This is a genomic window from Microvirga aerophila (genome assembly GCF_003332305.1).
GTDB classification, from domain to species: Bacteria; Pseudomonadota; Alphaproteobacteria; order Rhizobiales; family Beijerinckiaceae; genus Microvirga; species Microvirga aerophila.
On sequence record NZ_QOIO01000032.1, the window covers coordinates 1 to 23,768 of the forward strand.

A 23,768-nucleotide genomic window follows, 5' to 3' on the forward strand; every position below is an offset into this window, starting at 1 on the left:
ACGGATCGACCCTGGACGATCATGTCCCTCGGCCTGCGGGAGTGGGCGCACCGGTTCTGATCAGCGGGACTTGGTATAAAGGGTCCAGAGACGATCCACCAGAGGGTCCCGGACCACCACCGGCCCGGCCGACAGCTGCGACAGATCGGTGGGCGGGGTCCAGTTGGGATAGAGCGCGCGCAGCCTTGCGATCTCGGCGTCGACGCGGCGGGTATCACCCTGCGAGGCAAAGTATCGAAGCGCCGACTCGTCGACCTGCGGACCGGACGCGGGAGATGTTGCATTGGGCGCCGGGCGATTGTCGTCGCCGAATTGCTGAGCCAGAGCTGCAAAGCCAAGTCCCACGACCGCAATCGCTATGGCGCCACGAGCTAAAGGCATTTCGGGTACTTTTCACCAATCAGCGACATCGACAGGAGATACAGGGTCGAAGGGTAGTAGAGATCGGGCTCGAAAGTCCTGAGATCCGCCGGAACGGACGTTCCGTCGAGGGCGCAGGCCAAGGCGGCGGACATGGCCATGTAGCCCCGGTCCGTCAGCTTTTCCCGGACCTGTCCGGTCGTGACGTTGACCAGGCTCACGCCTTCCCCGCCCGACGACCAGCGCCGATGGGCCGTTCGAAGCCACTCCACATCAGTCATCCCCGCTCTCAAGAGGTAAAGGGGGATCCTTAATGAGTTGTAACCAAACTCGGGCGGAAAGCCCTCGGCCGGTCGAGTTTGCAGCCTGCTGCGGATCGAAAGCCAGTCTGCCGGAAGGCCGGCCCTACCGGATGTGGCTTGGCGCAGCAACACGAGGCCTTCGCGGCCAACTCCGGTCCAGTCATATTCCGGCGCCAGACCGGCCAGGACCGGAAACGCCTCGAAAATCCAGTAGGACAAGTTGATGACCGGGCCGTCCGGACGGTCGTCGGGTCCGAAACCCTGCGTACCTGGAAGAAGGAACACGCTGCCGCCATTGCGTCCGATGGCGTGCTTGCCGATGGCCTGAGCGAGCTTCTGCGCCGCCAGGGTGTACCCGCGATTGTTCCAGGCCGCGCCTGCCTTGGCCAGCGCATAGGCAATGAGGATATCGCCATCGCTGGCATTGTTGCGATCCGTCACGTGGGGCTTGGCGGCCGGATCCCATTTCCACACCGCAAGTCCGTCGTCGCGAATCAGGAACTCGGTTCGCGTGAAGGTCCAAATCTTTTCGAATGCTCCCTTGTCGTCCGCCGCGAAGGCGAGAAGCATTCCATAGCCCTGGCTTTCGCTGTGGCTGATATTGCCGTTGGCGTTGTCGACGACCCGCCCGGTGTTCTCGACGAAGCGCGATTGATAGGCGCCCCAATCGGACGCCGAGATCGTCCCGGCGATCTTCAACGGTTCGATGGTGGCGCCCCAGGACGGCTGCATGAGGCCCAACAGCATGAACGACGCGAGAAGAAAGCGTGTGAGGAAATGCGATCTTTCATTCGGGCGCTCCGTCATGACCGGCGTCCAAGACGGTTCAGGAGCAGGTAGGTCGCCGAGCCCAGCAGAATGCAGAAGATCACCATCACCAGGGCATACTGCAGGATGTTGATCGACATCCAGTTCGCAGCCACGAGCCGCAGATTCATGAAAGACAGAGGCTGGGTCTGGACGAACCCGACATCGTCGATTGGCCTGATGTCGAGCTTTGCTTCCGCCGGCTCGAGAGCCACGGCCTGGCCTGAGACCTGCGACCAGAGCAGCGGCGATGTCAGACGGGCCATTTCCTTGGCGAGCGCCTCCTCGGTCCGGGCTGTCACCACGGTCCATGATCCTGGTCCGCTGGTGCGGTTCTGAGCCAGGAGGAGGGTTGTGCGCTGGGGAGGTTCGTATGGAAGGTTGGTCGCGTCATCGAATTTCAGGGACGCCAGGGACAGGTTGAAGGTCTGCTCCATCCAGCCCCGGAGGGTGTCGAAAGTCTGCTGGAGAATGCCCCGACGCTGGAAGGTCTCCGTCCAGCGCTTGCGAATTTCCTCGGTCGAATTCAGATCACCCTGATCCAGGGTCATCCGGCCAGACGGAACGCCGCTACCCGCATTTCCGAGGAGCCCGTTGCTGCTTTCCGTGCCGCCAGGATTGAGGTTGGTCGGCGCGGGCGTGGATTGCCAGATCATACGGAGATTGTCCGAGACTTTCACGCGCCCCAGAAGCCCCGGCGGAAGCTGGTCGATGGTGCCGATGAAGATCACTGACTGATCGCCGGCGGTGGCCGCATTGGCGAATTGCGCACGCACGGGCTCACCCGAATCCCGCGCCATCCGGGCCAGGAGGGTGCCCGATGCGGCATAGTTCAACGGGTCGGGTCGGGCGAGAACGAAGGTTGCCGCCAGGTCGCCGTAAGGGAAGCCCCCGGTGCTCAACACGGCCAGATCCGGCTGGCGTCCCATCCGCCCGTAATCGGGAACGTCGAACGAGGTGCTGTCGAACAGAACGAAGCGATTTGTCTCCGACAGGGTCTCGCCGGGGGCGCACCGCTCGTCCGCATCGGTCAGGAGGATCGCCTCGAGCGACACGTGGTTGATCCCGGCCTTGAAGTTCTTCAGCGGAATCCTGATGAGATGCTGCCGAAAGACTCCGCTCCGGGACGTAATCGTCATCGTGGCGCTGATCCGGTCATTCACATAGATGTCGAAATGACTTCCAGGCTTGACGGCGGGCGTATAGGCCGCGTCCAGCATCAGAGCCGCCTCGCCATAATCGGTCGCATAAAAGTCCGACGGGAAATTGACCGCGAAGCGAACCCGGAGGCGACGCCCCGAAAACTCCTGCGTCGGCACGCCCATATCGGAGAAGCGGATCGAGCGCTCCCCAAGCACCGTGGGGATCTCCGGCCAATGCCACGATGCCGTGTCGACCGCGTTCCGCTCCACGCCGCGGGCATTGATCGCCGCGGTGCCGACGATGTTGATCGCGGTATCGAGATCGTTCCAGGTCGGTCCGGTCACGACCAGGAAAGGCGGGCTGTTCGTGGTGTCCTGCATCATGATCGAAAGCGGCTGCACGGCTGCCGCATCGGGCAGCGCCGCAACCATGCCGCGCAATTCGCTCGCGATGCCCATGATCACCCTGATGGTGCCGACCGGCGTCGGACCCGAATCCGACTCCACCACTTGGATGACCGGGTGCGCGTAGCGTCCCCGCAGGGCGATCATCTGAACGAGGCGCAGCAGGCGATCGCGGATCTCGGGGCGATACACCTTCGGGGCGACAACACGGATCGTCGTGACGCCCTTCACGTCGGCCCCGATGGCAGGCAGGTCCTCGAGGCTACGGAGAGTTCTGGTCGCACCGGCTGCGAAGACCAGTTTGGTGGATGCCGCGTCGACGTTGGTCCACAATTCGTAGGTCGACGCGATGGTGCAGTCGGTGCGGTGACGTTGGATCGCTTCCAGCCGGATGATGTTCTGCCCGCCGCGCAGAAGGCCGGCGCGGATCGGAATGACGGTCTGCTGAATGCCTTGAGCGGACGCGATGGGAATGTTGACGACGGTCTCTTCGTTGATCACAGCCCGCAGCCGCGAGGCTTCAGGCATCACAACCACTGCGTTCTGGTATCCGATGGAAATGCTTGCGCCGCTCGCGGCTTCATCGTGGGTCAGGTGGAAGGTCCAGCTCCGGCTGTCGTTCTCGCCGTCGAGGCGAACCGACTCGAAGGGCAGGAGCGGCCGCTCAAGCGGCTGACCGTTCCGCGACATGACGGAGTTCGTGGCGACTAGCTGCGCCGTGTCGGAGCGAGGCGCGCCGCTGGCCTGGGGAGGATTGGTGGCGCGGGGGCCTTGGGGCGCCATGTCGGGCGACGCTGGCGGTTTGGCGACCGGCTGCTGGGTCGACCGGGCCGGCCCGGCGGGAGCCGGCTGCATGCTGAAAGGAGCAGCCGTCGGAGGAGCGCCCTGTGGCCCGGATGGCGGCGGAGCCGGGGCTGTCGGAGCCGCGGCCGGCCGACCGGGCGACATGCTGAACGGCGTGCCCTGCGCGAAGGCGGGCTGAACCCCAGCAGCCCCGAAGGCGATCAGGAGGGAAGCCAGGAGCGCGCGCATGTCAGGCCTCCTTGACGGCCGGAGCCGGCGGAATGGAGGCGCCGAAACGCTGCAATCCCAGGAGATATCCGAGTCCGCGGCCGGTTTGGTAGAGCGACATGGTCAGGAACCATAGGGTACCGCGAAGTATGCCGATGTCCTGGTGCCGACGGGTCTGGAAGTGGCTCCACTGGTCCGAATTGGCAAAGGCCAGGTCGGCGATCAGACGGTGGTGCTCTGGTGTTTCGGTGAGAAAGCGGCAGCCGATCAGGACCCCCTTGTCGTCCATGCTCATCTTGCGGATCTCCAAGGGCAGTTGATTCACCGGAAGCTCGGAGAGCGGCTTGAACTCAAGGGTGCCGAGAGCTCCGCGCTTCATGCCCGGAAGGGATGATTGCGACAGGCGAATGTTGGCGCCTCCGACCGATACGTCCCGCACCGTGCCTTCGACCATCTTGTCGCCCATGAGGAACCGGCAGGGGCGATCGACGAGGACGCGATGGCTCTGTCGCCGGGTTGCCCGCTCGGAAACCACCCCGAGGGCGCAGCCTGCGATGATGAGGTTGACGAGGTTCCAGGCCCCGGTCACGAGGGTCACGTCGGCCTTGTAGGGTTCGGCCCAAACACGGACCGCTGTGGCCACGACCCCCAGCAGCAGGATTCCGAATACGATGAAGTAGGGGGCGCCCAGTTCCGACACCTGGCTCTGCCGCATGTCCTCGTTCTTCGCCGTGACCTTGAAGGTCGGCTTGCTCGGGTTGGCGATCACGGACAGGAGCGACGGCAGCAGATAGATGGTCTGAATGTACTCGTACAGATCCGAAATCCACGGCCAGCGGTAGCGGCCGTAGAGATAGTTCTGCATCATGAGGTTCACCATCATGTAGGTGGACGTGTAGGCCAGGAATTCGCCGCCCGACGCGGTAAAGATCTCCATCGAGAAGAACAGATAGCAGAGCGGCGAGATCAGGAAGCAGAAGCGGGTGAACGGAAACAGCCAGAACAGGGTGCTCGACATGTAGCACAGGCGCTGCGCGAACTTCAGGCCGCGCTTGAGCGGCGGGAAGCGGTAGCGCAGGATCTGCATCATGCCCATGCCCCAGCGGGAGCGCTGGCCGATGAAGCTGGCAAAGCTTTCCGGCTGCAAGCCTGCGATCAGCGGCTTGTCCACATAAAGGCTGCGCCAGCCGCGGGAATGGAGCTCGAGGGCGGTCTCGCAATCCTCGGTGATGCTCAGGCCGCTGAACCCGTTGGTCTCCTGCAGGGCGTCACGCTTGAGGATGGCAGCGGATCCGCAGAAGAAGGAAGCGTTCCATTTGTCGAGGCCGCGCTGGATGACGCCGTAGAACATCTCGTTCTCGGACGGCATCGTCGTGAAGGTGCCGAGATTTCGCTCCACAGGGTCGGGATTGATGAAGAAATGGGGCGTTTGGACCAGGAACAGGTCTTTTTCGGTGCTGAAGAAGCCGACGGTCTCGCGGAGAAAGTCCCGCGCCGGAGCATGATCGGCATCGAAGACGGCTACAAGGTCGCCGGTCGAGTGTTCGAGCCCGTTGTTGAGGTTGCCGGCCTTGGCGCTCTTGTTTCTCGCCCGTGTCAGGTAGTTGACCCCAAGAGCGGCGCAGAGTGCCTGGAGCTCCGCGCGGCGCTCCTGAGCCTCCTTGGCCGAGGCGGCGTTGGGGGAGTTGCACTTCTCATCCGTGCCGCCGTCGTCCAGAAGCCACACGGTCATCTTGTCGGCCGGATAGTCCATGCCCTTGGCGGCCGACAGGGTGGTGGCCAGCAGGTCGGAGCTCTCGTTGTAGCTGGGGCGAAGACGTCCACCGTCGGCACGTTCTCCGGATCGATTTCAGGCGGCTTGCGAGAGCGCAAGGGGCTGGAAACCACGAACAGGCTGAGAAACAGCATCAGGACGGAGTACATCTCCGCCAGGTATAGCAGAAAGGCCGGAATGTAGTTCGCCAGTTCCGAGATGGGCGGGAGCGTGCTGGTGGTTCGCCAGAGCACGTAGCGCAGGACGATTGCCGTGCCGAGAGCCAGCGCGATCAGGCGCCAAAGGCCCTGGGCGCGGAAGAATTTCAGCACGATCATGCTGGCGACGACCACCATGCCGGCGACAAGGTGCGTCTGAAGACTGATGGGAAGGGCGACGAGCAGGAAGATCAACGCAGCCGCCAAGGCCCAGAAGGCCACGATAAGACCCTTTTTCATCAGTCCAGGTTCTCTGTTGGCGGTTCTTGCGGGCGGTTGCTACGCATAATGGATGCCCTCTCAAGGGTCTATTACTATCTCCTTTGCGCCTTTGCTTCATATTTACGCAGCTATAGTGAACGAGTTCTGTGCGAAATCGTTCCAATGTAACATATGATAAGTTCTCAAGGAGTGGGCGGCGGAGGCACGACCGGATAGCCCTCGAGGGGGGCTGTTGGGCCTGCGGGAGGCGCGGGAATGACAGGAGCGGTTGGAATGGCGTCCGGCAGCACGGTGTCCTTGTCGACGAAGCCCGGCGTGTCTTTCTCTGTCGAGCGGACGATCGATCGCACCTGGGCGCGGGGCTGGCGGGTCACCGTGGTCTCGCTGGCTCCCAATCCAAGGGGAAAGATGGGCGCATCGGCTTCGCCGAGATGGGCCGGCGGCGCTGGCGGCGCACCATAGGGGTTCCATGATCCGGACCTGTAATAGGCCGGAATCGTAAAGCCGTACATGCTGCGCAGCAGTTGCGCTTCCGTCGCATCGGCGTCGCACAGCCGCAGCCGCACGGAGATCGACCCTCCGGGAACGAAAAGGGCCGCCTCCTTGGGCTCGATCAGCTGCCAGGCATAGAGGCAGTTGTCGCCTGCCGCCGAACGACCAACGGCAAATCCAAAAGGCCCATACTTGTTCTGGACGTAAAGAAGGGAGGTGCGCATGTCGACGCCGGGCACCCGCTCCTCCATCTCCTTCTGGACGATTTCCTGGTTCAGGCGGGGCGACCGCAGGGTGTCGTCGATCTCGGAGACGGTTTCCTGTTCCTTGGACAGCGTCACATAGAAGGCGTTCTGGCCCGTAGTCGCGGAGGCCGTCGACAGGGCAATCTCCTGTGTCAGGCCGTTCTGGTATTTCCGCTGGAGGACGGTGATCACCGCGGGGCCTCCCGGCGGGACAATGGCGGCCTGCGATGCCGGAACTTCAGTCATGAGCGTCGCGAAACCGAGCTCCCCCGGCGTCGAACAGCCGGCGGTGGCCAGCAGGGACGCCACAAGGGGAAGCGCCCTCAAGGCCCTTCCGGCCCAGAGCGCTCTGGGGCTGTGCCGCGAAGCTCCGAAACCTTTCCTATCCTCGGACGATGACTGGGGCATGGACCTAACTGATCTGGCGACTGACCGGTCAGCTGGCGTTGAGCTTGCGGGGCTTGGCCGGAGCTTCACTCACGCAGGCCAGCGCAGTCAGCTGGATGCTTAACCACACATGACCATTCATGGTTAACGAACCGTAAGGATGCCCCCGCTGGACCGGATTATCGCGGTCCGCTCCACCTTTTTGTCACGCCAGGCAGCCAGTAAGGGCTCGGGGGCGTCTGCCTGTGCCCCGAGAAGTCGCGACTGCCACGAGCCCTTATCGCATCGTGCGCACGATCTCCGACAGTGAGTCGACCACGAGTCCGGTAATCGCGCGTCCCTTCTCGGCCGAGGCGAGGCTGGGGTCCCCGACGACGCCGGAGCCCCCGGAGATTTCGGCCATGGTCCGAAACAGGGAGCCCTTGCCGCCGCGAAGCAGGTCGCTGTTCGCCCAATCGTACGTCATCACATGAGTGTGGCCCGGGATGAAATTGCGCCGAACGCTCGCATCGTCGATCAGGAGCATCAGCGACGTCTCGAATTCACAAGCATGTCCCACGCCGCCGAACGTGCTCTCCTGGACCCTGAGCAGCTCCTCCGTGGCGATGCGCCACCAAGTGAGCATCCCGATCCGGCAGTCCGGGTGGCGGGAGCCGAAGGATTCGAGGATGACCTGGCCGATGGCCTGATTGCCGCCGTGGCTGTTGAACAACAGGATGTTGCGAAAGCCGTGAGCCGCCACGGCACTCAGAATATCGCCCACATACGCGAGCAGCGTTTCATGGCGCACCGTGAGCGTGCCGGCGAAACTCATGTGATGCGCGGACGCGCAAACCACCACAGGCGGCAGGATGAGCACCCGATCGGACATGCGGGCATCCAGCTCGTTTAGGAAGTGCGCGCCGATGCGCGCATCCGTATCGAGTGGCAGGTGCGGGCCATGCTGCTCGATGGCCGCGATGTTGAGGATGACCGGGATCGACCGGTCGAGGGCTCCGATCTCCGGGCTCGTGAGCTTCTCCCATCTCATGGCTTCACCGCCCAAAGCTCGATTTCCACGATGAAGTCCCGCAGAAGCTTGGTCTCGACAGCGGTTCGGACAGGCAGCGGCGCAGGCATCATTTCGGCGTAAACCTCGTTGAAGGCGGGCCAGTCGTTGAGATCCGTCATGTAGACATTGACCTTGAACACATCGCCCAAGCCGCACCCGGCATTGCGCAGCTGCATGGCGCAGTTTTCCAAGGTGGCGCGTGCCTGGGTGCGGATGTCGGACCCAATAGTTTTGCCGTCCGGTCCGACAGCCGCCTGACCGGAAATCACCACCATCTTGCCGGGCGTGACCTCGAGAACCGGTGAGTATGGGCCCGAGCCGGGAGCCTGCATGGCGGCCGGCGCGCGCTTGACCGGGTCGGACGGGCAGCGGCTTCCCATGGGGTTGGGCAGGTAGCCCAGAAAACCGGCGATACGCCACCGACCCTCGACCAGGCGGCAGAAATATTGCGTCTGCCAGCGCAGGGTGATGGTCTCACCACCATCGAGCCGGATTGCACCGTCGAACTTTTTGCGCGCAAGGGCGAAGTCGCCCATGATCTCGATGTCGCGCAAGGCCGTCAGGCCGAAAATCGTATGGCGCAAAGGAGCGTCGCCGATCCGTCCCTTGAGCTCATCGGCGCCTGCGAGCCACGCCTCGCGATAACGGGCGATGTCCGCGTAAGTGACGCGCCAGCTGTCCGGATTGTCGGAGAAGCGGGCATCGATCCCGAAGAAGAGATCGGGCGCGAAATCCATGAAATGCGCATCCCAATCGCCGGCCACGAAGGCCTCGATATCCCGGCGGACCAGCATCTCCCAGATTGCATGCCGCGCCTCGTCGGCGGGCGGGAATGGGTTCACGTCGCTCATGATCGCCTCTTACTGGATGGTACGCTCGGAGACCTTGAAGCGGCGCACCGCGTCCTGATCGATTTCGATGCCGAGCCCAGGCCCCTCGGGCACGAGAATGTGCGGCGGCCGGATGGCGAGGGGCGTCTTGAGAAGGTCATGGGACCGGATCATGCGGCCGAAGATGTCGCTTGGCCACACGCAGCTCGCGGCCGCTGCCGCCTGATGGACATACATGGCTTCGAGAATGCCGAGATCCACCTCCGAACCGTGCCAGCAGTACAGGCCCGCCATATGCGCCAGGTTGGCCATGGAGTGAAATTTAGCGAGCCCGCCATTGAAGTTGAAGCCATCGACCGCCCCATGCGCGATAGCGTTCACCGCCTCATAAGGGCGCTGCCCCTGGAACACGTATGGCAGCGAGACGTGCAGCACCATCGGAATGGACGTGAACTGACGCAGGGCCGCGTAGTCCTGAACCATCCAGCGGGCAATGGGATCCTCAAGAAGCAGGACGTTTCCAACCTCCTCGAGCGCACGGAGGATCGGCCGCGCATTGCCGGAATTCTCCCAGCGCTGGTTGGGATCGAAGATCACCTTCATGCCGGGCGCGTATTCCTTGATCTTCCGGCACCAGGCAACCACGTCGTCGTCCAGGTCGCATTTGAACTTGATGCAGTCGAAACCCTGCTCATGGTACTGCCGCACCCATGGACCGATTTCGTCCACGGTACGGTGGCTCGACCAGGCGCTGATCTTCACATGAGAGCGGACCGCGCCGCCGAGAAGACGATGCAAGGGAACGCCGAGCGACTTGGCGTAAGCATCCCAGATGGCGCATTCGAATCCATCATATTCCCGGCACAGGGCAATGGGGAGATCCTGCAGGCACAGATCCGCGACGCTCTGGCCGAGGAGCAGATTCGAAATGCCCTCGATGGTGGCCCAGTTGTGGTCGCGGTAGAACTCGGACAGGCCGACTGTGCCGTCTTTGAGAGTCATGCGCATGATGAGCTTGGGCAGCTCGTCGAACTGGGTCGACCAGGCCTGCTTTCCGCCGACGGGCAGCATATGAAGCGGTTTGTTGAGGCTTTCCGAATTGATCACGCCCGGATGGGCCGGCACGATCACCTCCTCGAAATCGAGGCGCACGATGGTCTTGTCTTTGGAATCCATAAGGTCACCGGTCAGTCTTTGGTGACGAAACACTAGGATCAGAAACGTAGTTTAACAACGCATCTCTTCCATGAATTGCAGTTTCCCTGGCGAAAAATATCAATCAAGCTACATTTCGAATTCACGCGAGGACGCACCATGGGCCAGACGATCATCGTGACCGGCGGAGCAGGAGATATCGGACAGGCTCTCTGCCGCCGCTTCCTCTCGCATGGGCATACGGTTGCGATGCTGGACCGGGATGGCGGCGCGCTTGAGCGCGCCGCTATGGCCCTCGGCTCCCCGGCCGGTCTCGTTGGCGTCCAGGCGGACGTGACGGACCTCGCGTCCGTTCAGAACGCAGTTGCCCGCGTCGAAGGTCAATTCGGCGCAATCGACGTGCTGGTGAACAACGCGGGCGGTGTTGTCAGCCCGACGCTTGGCACGACCGGGGAGGCCGACTGGCTCGCCGATATCGAACTCAACCTCAACGGAGCCTGGCGCTGCGTGCGCGCCGTGCAGGACGGCATGGTGGCGCGGCGCAAGGGCGTGATCCTCAACATCTCGTCCGTGAATGGCTCCGGCATCTATGGTTATCCGGCCTACAGCTCCGCCAAGGCCGGCCTCATCCAGCTCACGCGATTCCTAGCGGTCGAATTCGGCCGACACGGCATTCGGTCGAACGCCATCGCGCCGGGCAGCGTCAAGACGCAGGCCTGGAAGGAGCGGGTGGAAAAGAACCCGGAGATCTTCGAGCGGCTGAAGCGCTGGTATCCGTTGGGTGACATCTGCCTGCCCGACGACATCGCAGGCGTCGCGGCGTTCCTCATCGGCCCGGACGCCCGCATGATCACCGGTGCGGTTGTCCCTGTGGATGGCGGCCTGTCCGTAGGTTCTGCCACGATGGCGCGGGAATTCTGCGGCGCTGAGTTTTAATCCCCGATCGGCTGGGCGTCCGTGTGCCCGTGCAAGGCCAGCAGCGTTGTCCTGATCCGGTGCAGCTTGCGGGCCGAGACCGGCTGCTTCAGGGCTCCCACGAGAGCCGACAAGCAATCGATGACGAGGAGCTGTCCATAGCGGGTTCGGTTCGGGAAGTTGAAATGCACCTCGTCGCCTGGAATATCCAAGGGCAGGCGGATGCTGGCCTGGAGCGCGAGGGGACTGCCCGGCATTGTCACGGCGACGACGACTGCGCCGCGCCCGGCGGCGATTGCTGCCGTATCCACGAGAGATTGGGGCTTGCCTGTCACCGAGAAGAACAGGAAGGCGTCGCCCTTGTCGGCGATAGCCGCCAGCATGTTCTGCTTGTAGGCATCGGCCGACGCCGTCACCGCAAGGCCGAACCGGAAGAGGCGGTTCTCCATCTCTTGCGCCATCACGGCCGAGGAGCCCCCGACGCCAAGGCACACGACCTTCCCGGCCTTGGCGATCACGGACGCGGCGGCCTTCAGGGCCTCCTCGTCGAGGCGCGCGAACGCCGTCGCGAGAGCGTCGAGCCCTGACTGATAAACCCTCTGCGCAATGGGTTCGGCATCGTCTGACTGAGCCTTGCGCTCCGCCTCGATATACATCCGCCCTACGGCATAATCCTGAGCCAGGCGGAGCTTGAAATCGCTAAAGCCGTCGCAGCCGATCCGGCGCGCAAACCGCATCACCGTAGGCTCGCTCACCTCGGCCTGGGCCGCGAAGGACTTGATGCTGATCCGGGTGGTGCCTTCGATATCCTGGAGAACCATTTCGGCAACACGCCGCTCCGCCTTTTTCAGGGTCGGCGCGATCTGCTCGATACTCTCGATCAGGCTGGCGGGGCGGTTCATTCTCTTGTCCCGGGAACGCCGAGCGCGTTCGTCTTTAGAATTTGACGCCCAGATAGGTGCGGTCGTCGGACCACATGGAGGTGGTCGAGCCCTTGGGCGAGGCATAGAGCAGGACCTTGGCCGGATCCGCGCGCTCGGCCTCCGCGAAGGCCTGCTCCCACGCGGCGACGCCGAAGTCATCCCCAGGTTTGAAGTAGCCGTCCGAGAAGATCTCGATCGTTTCCACTGCCTTGCGAGGGAGCCGCTCGACCCGGATCATGCGCTCCGGGACTTCGAAACCGTCGAGGCAGGGATAGCCGAGAAACAGGGCGGCATTGTTCTGGTAGCCGCCTTGCGCATTGACGATGCCGCCTTGGACGAGATTTTCGATGTCCACCCGGGGAACGTGGGGCAATGCCTCGAGATTGGCCGTAGTGGCCCGCTGCTCGATGAGCGCCATGTCGGAGGCATCAAGCGTGTCGGCCACAGCCTCCAAGGGCTGGCGGGTGCCGTGCCACGTGACCCGGCGAGACACCTGTTCGTGCTTGTCGGGATCGGCGGTTTTTCCGCCAATCACCGGCCAGGCCTGCCGACGCAGGATCGCGGTGATCAGGTCGAGGTCCTTTTCCACCCGCACGGTGTGGTCCCGGTTGATGCGCACGCCGCTGTCCCCAACCAGAACGATGTCCAGGGTTTCGTCCTGGACCAGCACGAGCGCAAGAGCCGCCGAAAGGCGCACGTTCCAATCGGATTGGGCCGCGTCGAAAATATTGTGCGTCTTGTAAGCGCCCCGGATCTTTTCCGTCAGCGTCCGGACCACGTCGAGGCCATCCCTGGGAGCATTGGGCGCGCTCAGCATGTGCTCGAGCGCGCCCTGGACGATGAAAGCCGCATACTGGCCCGAGAGCATCCCATCATAGCGAGTCCCAAGTCGGTCCGTGACCCCATCGATCACCGCATAGGCGCGGCCGGGCAGGATCACGAGGCGGTCCTCGTTGGTGTGAGGCGCGGACGGGTCCTTCGCCTCGGAGAATGCTTCGATCAGCATGATGGCTGCGCTGCTTTTACAGGCTCATCGGTTCTGCAGAGCCGTCTTCCACTTGGCGACCCAATCGTTTCGGTTCTGGGCCACCTTCTTGATGTCGTATTCCACGAGCTTGATCTCGCTCATCGGCTTGAGGCCGGCGCCGGTCACATCGTTGCGGACCGAGCGGCGGCCGATCTCCGAGACGAGCTGCTCCTGCACGGGCTTGGACAGAAGCCAGTCGATGAACGCCTTGCCGTTTTCCGCATGAGGCGCGCCCTTCACGAGCGCAACGCCGTCGGCCACCGTCGAGGATCCATCCTGCGGGTACACGATCGCCACGTTGCCGCCGCCCTTCACGTAGTCGAGGGCATTGTCTTCCAGGGTCAGGCCGACCAGCGCTTCGCCGTCATTGACGTAGCGCGGAACGGCGCCCGACGAATCCGACAGGTTCACGTTGGCCAGAATCTTGTTGTAGACGTCCCAGCCTTTCTCGCCATGGCCGATCAGAACAGTGGCAAGCTGCTGGAACGAGGAGCCCGAGGTGTCGGCGCGGGCTGACGAGATCTTGCCCTTCCATTTGGCGTCGCCGAGTTCCGCCCATGTCTTGGGATAATCGGCGGGCTTCAGTTCCTTGGTATTGACCGCCAGCACCAGCAGGATGCCCGTATAGGGGATCCATTCCGGGCTCACCTTGTAGTTCGGCAGGATGGCGGCGTCTTCCTTGGGCTTGTAGGTGGCGAGGAGGTCCTTGTTGTCCTCGAGCTGCTCGCCGCCGATGCTCCAGATCACGTCGGCCTTGGCCGAGGACGATTCCGCCTTGACGCGCTTGATGATGTCGCCGGATCCGGCCTTGACCACATCGACCTTGATGCCGGTTTCCTTCTCGAATTTCGGAACCAGCGCATCCACGATCGAGGCCTTGTGGGCCGTGTAGACGACCACTGATTTGTCCTGCGCCATGGCGGCGGCGCTCAAAGACACGAGCACCACGCCTGCGGTCAATCCAACTTTCAACATCCCATCCTCCCCGGATTAAGTAGCAAAGCTACGGCATTGTTGCTGAATGCCAGCAATTTTGTAAAGTCGTGCCCAATCAAGACGTAGTTATACGAAACAGGAGTGGGGCGTGGCCGATTTGAAGATCCAGGGTCTGGCCAAGAGCTACAGGGATGTGCGGGTCCTGGAGAACATCGATCTCGACATTGCGTCGGGGGAGTTTTTCACCCTTCTAGGGCCCAGCGGCTGTGGAAAAACCACGCTTTTGCGCACGATAGCGGGCTTCCAGCACCAGGACTGGGGCGAAATCATCGTCAAAGGCGAGCGCATCGACCACAAGCCGGCCCATAAGCGCGACATCGGCATGGTGTTCCAGGATTATGCAGTGTTTCCCCACCTGACGGTCGCCGAGAACGTGGCCTTCGGCCTGAAGGCGCGCGCGCTTCCCAAAGGCGAGATCGAAGCGCGCGTGGCCGAAAGCCTCAAGATGGTTCGCCTCGAAGGGTACCAGGACCGCCTGCCGGCGGAGATGTCCGGCGGCCAGCAGCAGCGCATCGGCCTAGCGCGTGCCATGGCGATCCGCCCGACCCTGCTTCTCATGGACGAGCCCCTGTCCAATCTCGACGCGAAGCTGCGTATCGAGTTGCGGGAGGATATCCGCGACATCCAGCGCCGCCTCGGCATCACCACCATCTACGTCACCCATGACCAGGAGGAGGCGCTGGCGGTCTCCGACCGCATCTGCGTCATGAACAAAGGCAATGTCGAACAGATCGGCACGCCCTTTGAAATCTACCGCAAGCCGCAGCGCCGGTTCGCCGCGTCCTTCGTCGGCACCATGAATTTCCTGCCGGGCCTGCTCGAAGGCGGACGCCTCGTCGTTGGACGCCAGACCGTTGCGTTCCCCGGCGCCGGTAGCCCCGGCATCGTCGAAGTCGCCATTCGGCCTGAAAACGTGCTGCTCGCCGGCATGGCAGGAAGCGGCCCGGCGATCTCCCTGGCGGGCGAGGTCCGCAAGGTCACCTTCCTGGGACGCGAGGCCCATTACACCCTCAAGACCGAAGCCGGAGAGATCGTCGCCCAGGTGGCCGATCCGGAACGGGACTTCATCGAGATGGAGGGCCGCCCGGTCGAAATCCGGTTGCCGCTGGACAAAATCGTCCTGTTCAGCTCGAACGGGGACGTGATCGATCTGGGAGCGGCCCGATGACGAGACGCCTGCGTTTCGATCTCTGGACGTTCGTGCTCATCGGCGCATGGGCGATCCTGCTGATCCTGCTGATCTGGCCGCTGTCGTCGATCCTGCGCGCGAGCCTGCTCGACAATGAAACGGGAGCCTTCTCCCTCGTTCATTATGTTCAGATCGCCACCACGAAGGTTTATCAGCGCGCCATCGGCAACACCCTGATCGCCGGCTTCGGCGGCATGACCGGCGCTCTCATCCTTGGCGTGACCCTGGCCTTCGTGACCACGCGGTTTCATATCTATGGCCGCGCGCTCATCCAGACGCTTGCCGTGGTTGCCCTCGTGTCCCCGCCCTTCATCGGGGCTTATGCGTGGATCGTGCTGTTTGGCGCAAGCGGGGTGGTCCGCAGGGGGCTGGATGCCATCGGCATTTCCATCCCGCCGCTCTACGGGGTCGCGGGTGTCATCCTGGTCTTCGCTTTCAAGTTCTTCCCGCATGTCTTCCTGATCACCTCAGGAGCGCTGGCGGCCATCAACCGATCCGTCGAGGAAGCCGCTGAGAGCCTGGGTGTTTCTCCGATGAAGCGGCTCTTCACGGTAACGTTTCCGCTGATCCTGCCGGCTATTTCCGCAAGCGCGCTTCTGACCTTCGTTCTGTCGATCGCGGATTTCGGCACGCCCCGCATCATCGGGCGCGACTTCAACGTGCTGGCCACGGAAGCCTTCAACCTCTATGGCAGCGAGGTCGGCGGCAATCCCGGCATGGCATCCGCGCTCAGCATCGTGCTGATCATCCTGTCGATGATCATCGTGTTCGGGCAGCGCTGGGTTCTGCGCAAGAACGTGTATCACAGCAATCTGATCAAGAAGCCGGAGCGCCAGCACGTCAGCGGCCTCAAGGCCCTTGGGCTGAACGCCCTGGCCTACGCCATCGTGCTCGTCGGCGCGTTGCCGGCCATCATCGTGGTGCTGTTCTCGTTCCGCCGCACCAGCGGGCCGGTGTTCCAGCCGGGCTTGAGCCTCCAAAGCTACGAGAGGGTGATCTCGACGGTGTCGGACCCGATCTGGAACACGCTCATCTTCTCGTCGATCGCGGTGGTGGCCATCGTCATTACAGGCACCCTGATCGGCTATCTGATCTCCCGGCGGCCGAGCATCGCCACGGGCGCGCTCGATGCGATCCTCATGGTTCCCTACGTGGTCCCGGGAATCGTGATGGGCATCGCCTTCATCACGCGCTTCAACGATCCGCCGTTCGCGCTGACCGGCACGGGCCTCATCATCATCATGGCGGTGTTCATCCGGCGTCTGCCCTATTCGGCGCGTTCGGTGGCAGCCTCCTTGAAACAGGTGGGACCGAACCTGGAGGACGCGGCCGTAAGCCTTGGCTATTCGCCCGGCAAGGCCTTCATGAAGGTGACGGTTCCGTTGATCGTGCCCGGCATTCTGGCCGGCGCGCTCATGAGCTTCGTGACCGCCATGAACGAGCTTTCATCCTCCCTGGTGCTTTATGTGGGCCGTACGATCACCATGCCGGTCCGCATCTATCTTTCGGTCATGGATGGCGAATACGGCACGGCCTCGGCTCTCTCCACCATCCTCCTGGTCATGACCGTGGCGGCGGTCTATGCCGCCTTCCACCTTTCGGGCCGGAAGGAGAGCGCGCTCCTCTGACCGGATCGCGCCTTGACTCCGCCTGAGGGCGCGCTTGCTGAGAGTACGCGGCCTCAGGATGAGATTCCCGTCTTGACCTCGGTGCGCCGTGGAATAAAAAGCAACTGTGCAACATGCGTGGATTCGTCCCGCGCTTGCGCCGGCTCCAACGCGTTGTCCTGTTGTTTTGCCTCCTACGTTTCATGAAAACGCGGGCCGTTTTCTCTTTCCGGTCCAATACCGGGTCCACGGAAGTCTTTTCATGAAATCCGCTTTCCTACGCAACGCGCTCGTCCTGGGCATGCTCTCGGCCATCGGGCCCTTCGCCATCGACATGTACTTGCCAGCCTTTCCGGCGATCGCGCGCGATCTGCAGGCCTATGTCAGCGCCGTGCAGATGAGCCTGATGAGCTTCTTCGTGGCGGTGGCGGTCTGCCAGATCGTCTATGGGCCGCTCTCCGACCGCTTCGGCCGCAAGCCGCCGATCTATTTCGGCCTGTCGCTCTTCATCCTGGGAGGCATCGGGTGCAGCTTCGCCCAGAGCGTGGAGGCGCTCATCGCTTTCCGGTTCCTGCAAGGGGTCGGCTCCTGCGCCACCATGGTGATTCCGCGGGCGATCATTCGCGATCTGCACACCGGACACGAGGCGGCTCGTCTCATGGCCACGACGATGCTGGTTTTCAGCGTCTCGCCGATTCTTGCTCCCCTGGCCGGAAGCACCCTGACCGAGTTCTTCGGCTGGCGGGTCATCTTCTGGGCCATTGCGGTTATTGGTCTTGGAGGATTGGCGGTCGTGTTCTTCCTTCTGCCGGAGACCCGGCAGGAGAGCGATGACAGGAAAGGCGTGGCTCAGGCATTCGCCACCTACAAAACTCTCCTGAAGGACCGGCATTTTCTCGGGCTCACGTTCATCGGCGGCTTCAGTCAGGCGAGCTTCTTTTCGTACCTGGCCGGTTCGTCGGTGATCTTCATCGAGCATTTCGGGCTATCGCCGTCCGCCTACAGCCTGGTCTTCGCCTCGAACGCCATCGCGTTCATCGGCAGTGCGCAGTTCAACAGCGTCTTCATGCGCCGCTTTGGCGCCGAGCGGGTGGTGCGCACCGCCATTGCGGGAGTCGCCGGGCTCACCAGCCTTCTGTTCATCCTGACGGTGGCCGGAATCGACAACGCCTACGTGCTGTGGGGCCTGCTGTTCCTGTCCTTCGGCTGCCTCGGTTATGTGATTCCCTCGACGGCGGTGCTCGCCCTGGAGGAGCATGGCTCCATCGCCGGAACGGCCTCGGCTCTCATGGGCACCCTGCAGCTCAGCACGGGCGCGGTGATGATCGTCCTGGTGAGCGCGTTTTATAATGGAACGTCGCTCTCCATGGTCTGCGCCATCCTGGCCTGTGGACTCATCGCCTTCACGTTGAGCCGGAGGACGTTGAAGCCGAAGCGCATCTATCCCTGACGGGTCTTGGCGATAAGCCAGTCGCGGAAGGAGCGTACAAGCGGGGCCTCCGCCTTGGGCTCAGGGTAGACCAGGTAATAAGCGCCGCTGCTCATGAGACTTTGCCGGAAGAGAATTTCGAGGCGGCCCGAGGCGAGTTCGTCGGTGATCAGGAATTGCGGGATCAACCCTGCGCCAAGGCCCGCCATCGCGGCCTGGGCCACCATGGCGAATTGCTCGAAGCGGGGACCGCGCAGGGGATTGCCGAGCTCCACCTGAGCACCAGCAAACCATTCGGCCCAGGCGGTTGGCCGTGTGCTCTGCTGGAGGAGCGTGGCCCGGATCAGGTCCTGAGGCGTCCGGATGTTTTCCTGCCGCCGGTAGGCCGGGCTGCACACCGGCACGCATTCCTCGTCCAGGAGATGCTCGCAGATCGCGCCGGGCCAGTGAGGTTGGCCGAAATGGATGGCGGCGTCGAAGGGCTCGGCGACGAAATCGAACGGCACGAGACGGACGCCGAAATTCACCGTGGCGTCCGGGTGCCGGGCAAAGAATTCCGGCATTCTCGGAATGAGCCAGCGGGTTCCGAAGGTGGGAAGAACCGCAAGGTTCAGCACGCCGCGGGTGCCCGACAGGGCAATGGCCTGATGGGTCGCATCGGACAGTTCGGCCAAAGTGGAACGCACGTTGGCCGCATACATGCGCCCCACATCGGTGAGCATGACGCGCTGCCGCGACCGGTGGAACAACGAGACGCCAAGGGAGTCCTCCAGTTGCTGGATCTGACGCGAGACGGCGCTCTGCGTCAGGTTCAGCTCTTCGGCCGCTCGGGACACGCTGCCATGGCGCGCCGTCGCCTCGAAGGCCAGGAGGTTGCCGACATTGGGGAGAAAGCCGCGACGGAGCAAACGTTCATTCCGTTTGAGAATAACCTGCTGCGAAGATGTCGCTTTACTTCGCCGCCGTCCAGAGCGATTTTGCGGCCCGAATTCAACGGGTTTGGCCGCCGCAGGCGGAAACCTCGACGCGACGCACGAGAAGGACATTCATCATGGCTGGCGCTCAAGACCTCGCAAAACTTCAATGGGAAGATCCGCTTCTCCTCGACGAGCTCCTGACGGACGACGAGCGCATGATCCGGGACACGGCCAGGGCCTATGCCCAGGACAAGCTTCTGCCGCGGGTCATCGAAGCCTACCGCGAGGAGCGGACCGACCGCGCCATCTTCAACGAAATGGGTGAGCTTGGCCTGTTGGGCGTGACCCTGCCGGACGATTACGGCTGCGCAGGAGCCTCCTATGTGGCCTATGGCCTCGTGGCGCGCGAAGTCGAGCGGGTCGATTCCGGCTACCGCTCCATGATGAGCGTTCAGTCCTCTCTGGTCATGTATCCGATCTATGCCTACGGCTCCGAGGAGCAGCGCCAAAAGTACCTGCCGAAACTCGCATCCGGCGAGTTCGTGGGCTGCTTCGGCCTGACCGAGCCGGATGCGGGCTCCGATCCCGGCGGCATGAAGACCCGCGCCGAGAAGATCGACGGCGGCTATCGCCTGACCGGCACCAAGATGTGGATCTCGAACTCGCCGATCGCGGACGTGTTCGTGGTTTGGGCCAAGTCGGCCGCCCATGACAACCAGATCCGCGGCTTCGTGCTCGACAAGGGCCTGAAGGGCCTGTCGGCTCCCAAGATCGGCGGCAAGCTGTCGCTTCGCGCCTCGATCACCGGTGAAATCGTCATGGACGGCGTCGAGGTGGGCGAGGATGCGCTTCTGCCGAACGTGTCCGGCCTGAGGGGGCCCTTCGGCTGCCTCAACCGGGCGCGCTACGGCATTTCCTGGGGGGCCATGGGCGCCGCCGAGGATTGCTGGCACCGGGCGCGTCAGTACACCCTCGACCGCAAGCAGTTCGACCGGCCGCTCGCCGCAACCCAGCTGGTGCAGAAGAAGCTTGCCGACATGATGACCGAGATCACGCTGGGCCTCCACGCCTCCCTGCGCGTCGGCCGTCTCTTCGATGAAGGCCGCATCGCGCCCGAGATGATCTCCCTCGTGAAGCGCAACAATTGCGGCAAGGCTCTCGACATCGCCCGCACGTCCCGCGACATGCACGGCGGCAACGGCATCCAGGAAGAGTACCACGTGATGCGTCACGCCCAGAACCTGGAAACGGTCAACACCTACGAGGGCACCCACGACGTCCACGCCCTGATCCTGGGCCGCGCGCAGACCGGCCTTCAGGCGTTCTTCTAAGACAGGGCGGACCACGTCATGACGAAGCCGCTGGAGGGCCTCAAGGTCCTGGAGCTTGCCCGCATTCTCGCCGGTCCGTGGGTGGGGCAGCTTCTTGCTGATCTCGGGGCCGACGTGGTGAAGGTGGAGCGCCCCGGCGCGGGTGATGATACCCGCGGCTGGGGGCCGCCCTTCATCGAAGGGTCCGACGGCGGCGATCTCTCGGCGGCTTACTTCCACTCCTGCAACCGGGGCAAGCGCTCCATCGCGGCGGATTTCGAGACGCCCGAGGGGCAGGAGTTGGTGCGCAGGCTCGCGGCGCATGCGGACGTGGTGATCGAGAACTTCAAGGTCGGGGGCTTGAAGAAATACGGCCTCGACTACGAGAGCCTCAAAAGCGTCAATCCCCGCCTCGTCTATTGCTCGATTACGGGCTTCGGCCAGAACGGACCCTATGCGGCCAGGGCCGGCTACGATTTCATGATCCAGGGCATGGGCGGCATCATGGACCTGACCGGCGACCCTGACGGGGAGCCGCAGAAAATCGGCGTGGCGTTTGCGGACATTTTTACCGGCGTCTATTCGGTTGTTGGCGTGCTGGCGGCCCTGCGCCGTCGCGACCAGACCGGGGAGGGGGCTCATTTGGACATGGCGCTTCTGGACGTGCAGACGAGCGTGTTGGCCAACCAGGCCATGAACTACCTGGCGTCCGGCCGCTCACCCCGCCGCATGGGCAATGCCCATCCGAACATCGTGCCCTATCAGGTCTTTCCCGTCGCCGACGGGCACGTGATCGTTGCCGTGGGCAATGACGGGCAGTTCGCCCGGTTCGTGGCGGTGCTCGGGCAGCCTGAGCTTGCCCAGGACAAGCGTTTCAACAGCAATGCGGGTCGGGTCGGTCACAGGGCCGAGCTGGTGCCCCTTTTGACGGAGCTGACGCTTAAATTCACCCGGGATGCGTTGCTGTCGGCGCTTGAGAAGCAGGGTGTTCCGGCGGGTCCCATCAATACCGTGGCGGATGTGTTCGCCGATCCGCAGGTCATCGCGCGGGGCATGAAGATCGACCTTCCCGCGCCCGACGCCAAGGCAGGCTCGATCCCGTCGGTTCGTTCCCCCATTGTGCTGGATGGAAAGCCGATGGCGGCCGAGCGCCCGTCGCCCCGTCTCGGGCAGCATACGGATGAGGTCCTGAGCGATCCGTCCTGGATGGCCTGACCAGCAGAGAGCTTAAGCCGCAATACCTTTGCTGAGAAGGCGGCCGACGGCCTGCACGACGCGCTCCCGGTCCTCTTCAGAGAAGGGGCTGATGTCGTGCATCTCCATGCTTCTAATGCCTTCGACCGCAAGCCAGGCCAGGAGGCTCGCGTCCACGTCCTCCGACGTCGTCTTCAATTGCTCGAGGGTTTGCTTGACCGTTTCGCGGACCGGTTCGAGAAGGCGCGGGTTCTCGGAAGAGGCTGCCAGCATGCCGGTGGCGACGTCCTTCATCTTGCCGCCACACATATTGAGCAACGTCTGGGTGCACAGGCGCGCCTCTAGGTTCGGACCTGGCTCCGCTCGCTGCCGGAGGGCCTCCTTCTCAGAGGTCACTTGGTCGATCAGGCGCTGGATCATGGCCTGAAGCAGCGCTTCCTTAGTAGGGAAATTGTAAAGAAGACCGCCTTTACTCAGGCCAGACCTTTCTGCGACAGCGTCCAACGTCAGGCGTCCCGATCCGATCTCGCTGACCAGCTCTGCAGCGGCATCGAGAATCTTCTCTCGGGAGCTCTTTCGACCTCGAACGCACGCGAACATTTACACCTCTTGCGCCTAAACCGTCCAGACGGTATATAAATAGCCCCATCGCCTTGGCGTCAAGTATACGTTGAGCTAAGGCCTTGTTGCGACGCTAAGACGAAGGTCCGGCTGCCGGACCCTGGAAAATCGGAAAAACCACCTATGAAACGGCGCATTGTAGTCTCCCTTGTGTTCATCCTCGCGATCGGACTCTGCGCCGGCTTGGTCTGGTTCAACTTCTTCCGCGACAAGATGATCCAGAACTTCTTCGCTACAATGCAGCCGCCGGCCCAGACCGTGTCGGCCGCCAAGGTCGAGACGAAGACCTGGACGCCCAGCATCACGGCGCTTGGCACGGCCAGAGCGGCCAACGGCGTCGACCTTGCGTTCGAGACGGCCGGCATCGTCAAGGAGATCAAGTTCAAGGCAAACCAGAACGTCCGCGCCGGCGAGGTTCTCGTTCAGCTTGACGATACGGTGGAGCGCGCGGACCTGACCGACGTGCAGGCGAATGTGAAGACAGCCGAGAGCAATTTCGAGCGTGCCAAGACCCTGTCCTCCCGTGGCTACGGCACGGAAGCGAATTTCGACCAGGCAAGCGCCCTCCTGGCCGCAGCCCGGTCCCGCCTCGCGCGCTTGCAGGCTACCATCGAGCAGAAGGCCCTGAAGGCGCCTTTCTCGGGCGTGATCGGCATTTCGCGGATCGATATCGGGCAATATCTGCAGCCTGGAACGGTCATTGCGAGCTTCCAGGACTTGTCCTCGATGAAGGTGGACTTCACCGTGCCGGAGCAGGACGCCGGCCAGGTCAAGCTCGGTCAGGAGGTGCGCCTCGGCGTAACCGCGACGGATCTTCCCTTCAAGGGCAAGGTCATCGGAAAGGATCCGCAGGTCGATCCGAAGACGCGGCTCGTCTCCGTCCAGGCTCTTGTGGAGAGCAACAAGGACCAATCCATCCTGCCGGGTCAGTTCCTCCACGTGGAGGCGATCCTGCCGGCCGAGCCGAACGTCATCACCGTGCCACAGACGGCCGTCATTACGAGCCTCTACGGAGATTACGTCTATACGATCGAGCAGGAAGAGAAGGCGGGCCAGCAGGTTCAGGTGACCAAGCAGGTCTTCGTGAAGACAGGGCGCCGCCGCGGGGGGACCCTGGAGGTTCTCTCGGGGCTGACGCAGGGTCAACAAGTCGTGGCGTCCGGCCAGAACAAGCTTCAGGCTGGTTCGACCGTCAAGATCGACAACACCATCGATGTGACGAAGTTCGACGCGACGAAGCTCGCCAACGGGCAATAGGCA

At 63.0% G+C, this 23,768-nt stretch carries 19 protein-coding genes and 1 pseudogene; 7 read left to right on the top strand and 13 right to left on the bottom strand.

Annotated elements, in window-relative coordinates; all coding sequences use genetic code 11:
* Positions 1 to 60: 60 nt before the first annotated feature.
* The 8 genes and pseudogenes from DRB19_RS17605 to DRB19_RS17640 all read right to left on the bottom strand — a co-directional run bounded on the left by DRB19_RS17605 (position 61) and on the right by DRB19_RS17640 (position 10,401).
* Positions 61 to 381, bottom strand: coding sequence for a hypothetical protein (locus tag DRB19_RS17605; protein WP_114187339.1), 321 nt, complete (start codon positions 379 to 381; stop codon positions 61 to 63).
* Positions 372 to 1,469: a family 8 glycosyl hydrolase gene (locus DRB19_RS17610; protein ID WP_245439618.1), complete on the bottom strand. Its 1,098-nt coding sequence runs from the start codon at positions 1,467 to 1,469 to the stop codon at positions 372 to 374. Before DRB19_RS17610 ends, DRB19_RS17605 begins: the two co-directional genes overlap by 10 nt.
* The gene (locus DRB19_RS17615) at positions 1,466 to 4,048 is read right to left on the bottom strand and encodes a cellulose biosynthesis cyclic di-GMP-binding regulatory protein BcsB (RefSeq protein ID WP_114187340.1); all 2,583 of its coding nucleotides are present in this window, start codon (positions 4,046 to 4,048) and stop codon (positions 1,466 to 1,468) included. The genes DRB19_RS17610 and DRB19_RS17615 overlap by 4 nt, the downstream gene beginning before the upstream one ends.
* A gap of 1 nt (position 4,049) precedes the next feature.
* Positions 4,050 to 6,238, bottom strand: a pseudogene (gene bcsA, locus DRB19_RS17620) (UDP-forming cellulose synthase catalytic subunit).
* A 164-nt stretch (positions 6,239 to 6,402) separates the two neighbouring features.
* Entirely contained in the window at positions 6,403 to 7,284 is an 882-nt protein-coding gene (bcsN, locus tag DRB19_RS17625; RefSeq protein WP_162815741.1) for a cellulose biosynthesis protein BcsN, read from the bottom strand.
* A gap of 337 nt (positions 7,285 to 7,621) precedes the next feature.
* Entirely contained in the window at positions 7,622 to 8,374 is a 753-nt protein-coding gene (locus DRB19_RS17630) for a creatininase family protein (RefSeq protein WP_114187390.1), read from the bottom strand.
* Positions 8,371 to 9,246, bottom strand: coding sequence for a Rid family hydrolase (locus DRB19_RS31705; RefSeq protein ID WP_114187342.1), 876 nt, complete (start codon positions 9,244 to 9,246; stop codon positions 8,371 to 8,373). Before DRB19_RS31705 ends, DRB19_RS17630 begins: the two co-directional genes overlap by 4 nt.
* Before the next feature lie 9 nt (positions 9,247 to 9,255).
* Positions 9,256 to 10,401 (bottom strand): mandelate racemase/muconate lactonizing enzyme family protein, encoded by a 1,146-nt coding sequence (locus DRB19_RS17640; protein WP_114187343.1) that lies wholly within the window; start codon positions 10,399 to 10,401, stop codon positions 9,256 to 9,258.
* A gap of 138 nt (positions 10,402 to 10,539) precedes the next feature.
* Here DRB19_RS17640 and DRB19_RS17645 point away from each other — a divergent pair, with 138 nt between their 5' ends.
* Positions 10,540 to 11,316 (top strand): SDR family oxidoreductase, encoded by a 777-nt coding sequence (locus DRB19_RS17645; RefSeq protein ID WP_114187344.1) that lies wholly within the window; start codon positions 10,540 to 10,542, stop codon positions 11,314 to 11,316.
* On the opposite strand, the gene DRB19_RS17650 is transcribed toward DRB19_RS17645, so the two are convergent.
* The 3 genes from DRB19_RS17650 to DRB19_RS17660 are packed head-to-tail and all read right to left on the bottom strand — an operon-like array spanning position 11,313 to position 14,220.
* The gene (locus tag DRB19_RS17650; RefSeq protein ID WP_114187345.1) at positions 11,313 to 12,197 is read right to left on the bottom strand and encodes a MurR/RpiR family transcriptional regulator; all 885 of its coding nucleotides are present in this window, start codon (positions 12,195 to 12,197) and stop codon (positions 11,313 to 11,315) included. The two genes, DRB19_RS17645 and DRB19_RS17650, sit on opposite strands and share 4 nt — an antisense overlap.
* Before the next feature lie 34 nt (positions 12,198 to 12,231).
* Positions 12,232 to 13,224, bottom strand: a complete 993-nt coding sequence (locus tag DRB19_RS17655) for a hypothetical protein (protein WP_114187346.1) — start codon at positions 13,222 to 13,224, stop codon at positions 12,232 to 12,234.
* Between the two features lie 24 nt (positions 13,225 to 13,248).
* Complete coding sequence (locus DRB19_RS17660; RefSeq protein ID WP_114187347.1) at positions 13,249 to 14,220, bottom strand: extracellular solute-binding protein; 972 nt, start codon at positions 14,218 to 14,220, stop codon at positions 13,249 to 13,251.
* 109 nt (positions 14,221 to 14,329) lie between these two features.
* Between DRB19_RS17660 and DRB19_RS17665 the strand changes: the two genes are divergently transcribed.
* From DRB19_RS17665 to DRB19_RS17675, 3 genes are all read left to right on the top strand, one after another.
* Complete coding sequence (locus DRB19_RS17665) at positions 14,330 to 15,409, top strand: ABC transporter ATP-binding protein (protein WP_147021788.1); 1,080 nt, start codon at positions 14,330 to 14,332, stop codon at positions 15,407 to 15,409.
* Entirely contained in the window at positions 15,406 to 17,058 is a 1,653-nt protein-coding gene (locus DRB19_RS17670) for an ABC transporter permease (RefSeq protein WP_114187348.1), read from the top strand. The genes DRB19_RS17665 and DRB19_RS17670 overlap by 4 nt, the downstream gene beginning before the upstream one ends.
* Positions 17,059 to 17,299: 241 nt before the next feature.
* Positions 17,300 to 18,487: a multidrug effflux MFS transporter gene (locus tag DRB19_RS17675; RefSeq protein ID WP_114187349.1), complete on the top strand. Its 1,188-nt coding sequence runs from the start codon at positions 17,300 to 17,302 to the stop codon at positions 18,485 to 18,487.
* Here the strand turns inward: DRB19_RS17675 and DRB19_RS17680 are convergent.
* Positions 18,478 to 19,374, bottom strand: coding sequence for a LysR family transcriptional regulator (locus DRB19_RS17680; protein ID WP_114187350.1), 897 nt, complete (start codon positions 19,372 to 19,374; stop codon positions 18,478 to 18,480). The genes DRB19_RS17675 and DRB19_RS17680 overlap by 10 nt on opposite strands.
* A gap of 143 nt (positions 19,375 to 19,517) precedes the next feature.
* Between DRB19_RS17680 and DRB19_RS17685 the strand changes: the two genes are divergently transcribed.
* Together DRB19_RS17685 and DRB19_RS17690 are read left to right on the top strand one after the other, a co-directional pair.
* The gene (locus tag DRB19_RS17685; protein WP_114187391.1) at positions 19,518 to 20,714 is read left to right on the top strand and encodes an acyl-CoA dehydrogenase; all 1,197 of its coding nucleotides are present in this window, start codon (positions 19,518 to 19,520) and stop codon (positions 20,712 to 20,714) included.
* A gap of 18 nt (positions 20,715 to 20,732) precedes the next feature.
* Positions 20,733 to 21,908, top strand: coding sequence for a CaiB/BaiF CoA transferase family protein (locus DRB19_RS17690; RefSeq protein ID WP_114187351.1), 1,176 nt, complete (start codon positions 20,733 to 20,735; stop codon positions 21,906 to 21,908).
* Between the two features lie 12 nt (positions 21,909 to 21,920).
* Here DRB19_RS17690 and DRB19_RS17695 read toward each other — a convergent pair whose 3' ends face one another.
* Entirely contained in the window at positions 21,921 to 22,487 is a 567-nt protein-coding gene (locus DRB19_RS17695; protein WP_114187352.1) for a TetR/AcrR family transcriptional regulator, read from the bottom strand.
* Positions 22,488 to 22,631: 144 nt separating this feature from the next.
* Here DRB19_RS17695 and DRB19_RS17700 point away from each other — a divergent pair, with 144 nt between their 5' ends.
* Positions 22,632 to 23,765, top strand: coding sequence for an efflux RND transporter periplasmic adaptor subunit (locus tag DRB19_RS17700; protein WP_114187353.1), 1,134 nt, complete (start codon positions 22,632 to 22,634; stop codon positions 23,763 to 23,765).
* Positions 23,766 to 23,768 lie beyond the last annotated feature (3 nt).